Raw genomic sequence first — 5,408 nt, 5'->3', positions numbered from 1 at the left:
CCCGCACGCGCACCTCCCCCGGCCCGGGGAACACCGCGGTGCGGACGGCGGTTCGCCCCGGCGTGAAGGCGATCGTCCACAGCGAGACCGGCGGCACCGGCGTCCTGCGCCTGGTGCAGCGCGAGGTGCCCGAGCCCGGACCGGGGGAGGTGCGCGTGCGGGTGGCGGTGTCCGGGGTCAACCCGACGGACTGGAAGCGCCGCAGCGGCGCCACCGCCGCCGGCCCCGCCGGCGAGGTCGTGCCCCACCAGGACGGCGCCGGCACCGTCGACGCCGTCGGGGAGGGCGTCGACGGCCTGGCGGTGGGGGACCGGGTGTGGACGTACCTGTCCGCGCACCAGCGGCCCACCGGCACCGCCCAGGAGGCCACCGTGCTGCCCGCCGAGCGCGTCGTCCCGCTGCCCGCCGGCGCCTCCTTCGACGTCGGCGCCAGCCTGGGCGTGCCCGCCGTCACCGCGCACCGCGCCCTCACCGTCGCCGAGGACGGCCCGCGCCGACTGGCCCCCGGCGCGCTGGCCGGCACCACCGTCCTGGTCGCCGGCGGCGCCGGGGCCGTCGGGCACGCCGCCGTCCAGCTCGCCCGCTGGGCCGGCGCCACCGTGGTCGCCACCGTCAGCGGGCCCGCCAAGGCCCGCCTGGCCACCGCCGCCGGCGCCCACCACGTCGTGGACTACCGCGACGCCGACGCCGCCGAGCAGGTGCGCCGCGTGGCCCCGCGGGGCGTGGACGTCGTCGTGGAGGTCGCGCTGGCCGCCAACGTGGAGCTGGACCTGGCCGTGCTGCGCCCGCTGGGCACCATCGCCTCGTACGCGAACGAGGGCGGCGACGCGGTGACCCTGGACGTGCGCCGCAACATGGCGCTGAACACCCGCTTCCAGTTCGTGCTGCTCTACACCCTCGGGCGGCCGGCGCTGACCGCGGCCGCGCAGGACGTCACCGCCGCCGTGCGCGACGGCGCGATGGGCGTGGGCGAGGAGCACGGCCTGCCGCTGGTGCGCTTCCCGCTGGAGCGCACCGCCGACGCGCACGCCGCCGTGGAGGCCGGCACCGTCGGCAAGGTCCTGGTGGACGTGGACGTGGACGTGGACGTGGACGTGGACGTCGCGGCGCCCGGGGCGGGCGGGTGAGCGCCCCCGCGTTCGCCGACCTCCTCCGGCGCGCCCTCGACCTGCCCGGCCGGCGGGTGCTGCTGGGCCTGGCCGGCGCGCCGGGAGCGGGCAAGACCACCCTCGCGCGCGCCCTCGTGGACGCCGTGCGCGAGGCCGCCGGCGACGAGCTGGCCGCCGCGCACGTGCCCATGGACGGCTTCCACCTGGCCGACGTGGAGCTGGAGCGCCTCGGGCGCCGGGAGCGCAAGGGCGCACCCGACACCTTCGACGCCGCCGGGTACGCGGCGCTGCTGCGGCGGCTGCGCGAGCAGGGCCCCGAGGACGACGTGGTCTACGCGCCCGCCTTCGACCGCGAGATCGAGCAGCCCGTCGCCGGCAGCGTGCCCGTGGCCGCCGGCACCCGCCTCGTGGTCAGCGAGGGCAACTACCTGCTGCTGGCCGAGGGGGCGTGGCAGGGGGTGCGGACGGGCTTCGACGAGGTGTGGTTCGTCGGGGCCGGCTCCGGCGAGCGCACCGGGCGCCTGGTGCGCCGCCACGTGCGCTTCGGCAAGGACCCCGCCGCCGCGCAGGCGTGGGTGCGCCGCGTCGACGAGCGCAACGCGGCCCTGGTGGAGGCGACGGCGGCGCGCGCGGACCTGCTCGTGCCCGGCGACCTCCTCCTGCCCGCGCCCGGGGGAGGATGAGCCGGTGCCGCCCCGCGTGCCCGTCGTCGTCCTCGCCGGCTTCCTCGGCGCGGGCAAGACGACCGTGCTGAACCAGCTGCTGGGCTCGGCCGCCGAGGTGCGCCTGGGGGTGGTCGTCGACGACTTCGGCGCCATCGGCGTGGACGCGCTGCTGGTCTCCGGCCTGGCCGAGGAGACCGTCTCGCTGGAGGACGGCTGCCTGTGCTGCAGCACGGAGGACGGCGGCGTGGAGGAGCTGCTGGTGCGCCTGGTCGCCCCGCGCGGCGGGGAGGGCCTGGACGCGGTGCTCATCGAGGCCAGCGGCCTGGCCGAGCCCGCCGCCATGGTGCGCCGCGTGCTGCTCAGCCGGGTGGAGGGCGTCGAGTACGGCGGGCTCGTCGTGGCCGTCGACGCCGTGGAGTTCGAGGCGACCCGCCTGCGCCACCCCGTGCTCGACGACCACGTCGCCATGGCCGACGTGGTGCTGCTGACGAAGACGGACCTGGTGGGCGCGCAGGAGCTGGCGCGGGTCGCCGCCCGCTGCCGCGAGCTGAACCCGTGGGCGCCGGTGGTTCCGGCCGCCCGCGGCCGGGTGGACGCGCGGCTGCTCTTCGACGAGCGCCCCGCGGTGCAGCGCCGGCCGGCGCTGGGCGAGGCGGTCGACGAGGCCCACGAGGAGCACCTGCACACCCTCTACGACGCGGTGGAGTTCACCTCCGACGAGCCGCTGGACCCGCGCGCCTTCGTGCGCTTCCTGCGCTCGCGCCCCTCGGGGGTGTTCCGGGTGAAGGGGTTCGTGCGCTTCGCCGTGCCCGGGCACGGGCAGCGGTTCGTCCTGCACACCGTGGGAGCCGCGGTGCGCTTCGAGCGCACCGGCTGGCCGCGCGGGTCGATCCGGCGCACCGAGCTCGTCCTCGTCGGCGCCGGCATCGACGCCCCGGCCCTGCTGGCCGGGTTGCGCGCCTGCGTCGCGTCCGGCCCCGTGCAGGACGGGGAGATGGCCATGACGGGCGTGCTGCGCGACACCGAGGGCCTGGACGTGGACGGGCCGCAGGACCCGCGGGGCCCCGCCGAGCCGCCCGGCCCCTGACGCCGGCCCCTGACGCCGGCCCCTGCACCGGCCTGGTCGCCTACCCGCTCACGCCCTTCGACGCCTCCGGCGCCGTGCACCTGCCCGCGCTGGGCGAGCTGGTCGTGCGGCACGTCGGCGCGGTGGCCGCCGCCGTCGACGTGCCGCTGCCGGTGCTGCGGCGCCTGGCCGACGCCGGCGCGGCCGCCCTGCTGCCGGGCCCGCACGCGCGGCCGCGCGCGGCGCCCTCAGAAGCGGAACGGGATCGGGATCGGCCCGCAGCAGCACACCCCGCGCACGTCGGTGGCCATGAGCAGCGAGGCCGCCCGGTAGCAGGCCAGGAAGCGCACCGCGCTGGGCACCGCCCCGCCGAGCACGCCGCGCCGGCGCACGAGGTCGCGCACGGCCCCCGAGCAGGAGTCGCCCCCGTGCGCGAGGCGGTGCGCGCACGAGAACCGCTTCCGCGGGGAGATGCGTCGCTGGTAGGCGCCGCAGAGGGCGTCGAACGCGCGGGCCGCTGGGCTCGTCATGCCCCCGACGCTAGGGGTGCCGCGCCGATCCCGCCCGGCCGGGCGCGGTGAGTCCCCCGGGCCCGCCCGGTCCACCCCGCGACGGACGGTCGGGCGACGGGAAAGGAGGGGCGCCGTGTCGGAGGCGTTCCCTAAGGTCGGGTCCATGGCAGCGACGAGCACGGCCCCCGCGCGAGCGGGTTCCCCGGCGGTCGAAGCACGGGGACTGGTGAAGAGGTACGGCGACGTCACCGCGGTGGCGGGCGTCGATCTGACGGTGCCGGCGGGCACCGTCCTGGCCCTGCTGGGCCCGAACGGCGCGGGCAAGACGACGACGGTGCGGATGCTCACGACGCTGCTGGTCCCCGACGAGGGCAGTGCGACGGTGGCGGGCGTGGACGTCCTGGCCGACCCGCGCGAGGTGCGCCGGCGCATCGGCCTGTCCGGCCAGTACGCCGCGGTGGACGAGAACCTCACCGGGTTCGAGAACCTGGACATGGTGGGGCGCCTGTACCACCTGGGGCGCAAGCGCTCCAAGGAGCGCGCCTGGGAGCTGCTGGAGCAGTTCGACCTGACCGACGCCGCCAAGCGGGTGGCCAAGACGTACTCCGGCGGCATGCGGCGCCGGCTGGACCTGGCGGGGGCGCTGGTGGCCGAGCCGCCCGTGCTCTTCCTGGACGAGCCGACCACCGGGCTGGACCCGCGCAGCCGCAACGACATGTGGGACCTGCTGACGCGGATGGTCGGCGGCGGCACCACGCTGCTGCTGACCACCCAGTACCTGGAGGAGGCCGAGCGGCTGGCCGACGAGGTCGTCGTCATCGACCACGGCCGGGTCATCGCCCGCGGCACCGCCGACGACCTGAAGACCCAGGTGGGCGGGCAGCGCGTGGAGGTCGTCGTGGCCTCCGACGGCGACGTGGACACCGCCGTCGCCGTCCTGCACGAGGTGGCCGTCGGCGAGCTGCAGGTGGAGCGCCGGGCGCGGCGGGTCACCGCGCCGGTGACCTCGGGCACCCGGGTCCTGGTGGAGGTCCTGCGGCGCCTGGAGGAGGTGGGCGTCGTCCCGCTGGACGCCGGCCTGCGCCGGCCCACCCTGGACGACGTCTTCCTGACCCTGACGGGCAAGCCGGCCGAGGAGGTCGCCGGCGAGGAGCCGGAGGCCGCGGAGCAGGAGGTGCGCTCGTGAGCGCCGTGGGGATGGTCGTCGCCGACGGGTCGGTGATCGCCAAGCGGAACCTGCTGAAGATCACCCGGATCCCCGACCTGCTGGTCGGGACCCTGATCTCGCCCATCATGTTCATCCTGCTCTTCGGCTACGTCTTCGGCGGCGCCATCGGGGTCAACGGGGGGAACTACCGCGAGTTCCTCGTGCCGGGCATCTTCGCCCAGACCGTCATCTTCGGCGCCACCATCACCGGCGCCGGGATCGCCGACGACATGCAGAAGGGCATCATCGAGCGGTTCCGCTCGCTGCCGATGGCGCAGTCCTCGGTGCTCGCCGGCCGCACCGCCTCCGACGTCGTCCTCAACGTCATCGTCACCGTCATCATGTCGCTGACCGGCCTGCTCATCGGCTGGCGGATCCGCACCTCGTTCCTCGACGCGGTCGTGGGTTTCGCGCTGCTGCTGCTGTTCGCCTACGCGGTCTCCTGGGTGATGGGCCTGCTGGGCCTGCTCATCCGCACCCCCGAGGCGTTCAACAACCTGACGTTCCTGACGATCTTCCCGCTGACGTTCATCACCAACGCCTTCGTGCCGCTGGAGACCTTCCCCGGCCCGCTGAAGGTGATCGCCCAGTGGAACCCGGTCTCCACGCTCGTGCAGGCGGCCCGGGAGCGCTTCGGCAACGTCCCGCCGGGCACCGAGCTGGGCACCTGGTCCCTGCAGAACTCCGAGCTCTACACGCTGCTGTGGATCATCGTGGTCCTCGTGGTGTTCGTGCCGCTGGCCACCCGGCAGTACCGGCGGGCCGCCGCCCGCTGAGGGCCCCGCCGACCCGACGGCCCCTCCCCGTGGTGCGGGGAGGGGCCGTCGTGCGCCCGGCCCCGTCCACCCC

Annotated in this window: 6 protein-coding genes; 5 read left to right on the top strand and 1 reads right to left on the bottom strand. The window is 76.3% G+C overall.

The window, feature by feature from the left end:
• Positions 1-62 precede the first annotated feature (62 nt).
• From GTR00_RS13670 to GTR00_RS25845, 3 genes are read left to right on the top strand one after another with little or no spacing between them, the layout of a single operon-like run.
• On the top strand, positions 63-1,127 hold the full coding sequence (locus GTR00_RS13670; RefSeq protein WP_166612161.1) for an NADPH:quinone reductase: 1,065 nt from the start codon (positions 63-65) through the stop codon (positions 1,125-1,127).
• Positions 1,124-1,792 carry a nucleoside/nucleotide kinase family protein gene (locus tag GTR00_RS13665; protein WP_166612160.1) on the top strand — a complete coding sequence of 223 codons (669 nt, stop codon included), beginning with the start codon at positions 1,124-1,126 and terminating at the stop codon, positions 1,790-1,792. The genes GTR00_RS13670 and GTR00_RS13665 overlap by 4 nt, the downstream gene beginning before the upstream one ends.
• Positions 1,793-1,796: 4 nt before the next feature.
• A complete protein-coding gene (locus GTR00_RS25845) occupies positions 1,797-2,861 on the top strand; it encodes a CobW family GTP-binding protein (RefSeq protein WP_323132469.1) in 1,065 nt (354 codons plus the stop codon).
• Positions 2,862-3,088: 227 nt separating this feature from the next.
• Here the strand turns inward: GTR00_RS25845 and yidD are convergent, their stop codons facing one another.
• A complete protein-coding gene (yidD, locus tag GTR00_RS13655) occupies positions 3,089-3,370 on the bottom strand; it encodes a membrane protein insertion efficiency factor YidD (RefSeq protein WP_166612159.1) in 282 nt (93 codons plus the stop codon).
• 145 nt (positions 3,371-3,515) lie between these two features.
• Between yidD and GTR00_RS13650 the strand changes: the two genes are divergently transcribed.
• Positions 3,516-4,538, top strand: coding sequence for an ATP-binding cassette domain-containing protein (locus GTR00_RS13650; RefSeq protein WP_166612158.1), 1,023 nt, complete (start codon positions 3,516-3,518; stop codon positions 4,536-4,538).
• A gap of 11 nt (positions 4,539-4,549) precedes the next feature.
• Entirely contained in the window at positions 4,550-5,335 is a 786-nt protein-coding gene (locus GTR00_RS13645) for an ABC transporter permease (RefSeq protein WP_166612162.1), read from the top strand.
• Positions 5,336-5,408 lie beyond the last annotated feature (73 nt).

The sequence above is a fragment of the Kineococcus indalonis genome (assembly GCF_009906395.1).
Taxonomy (GTDB): domain Bacteria; phylum Actinomycetota; class Actinomycetes; order Actinomycetales; family Kineococcaceae; genus Kineococcus; species Kineococcus indalonis.
This window is presented reverse-complemented; position numbering and strand designations above follow the sequence as displayed.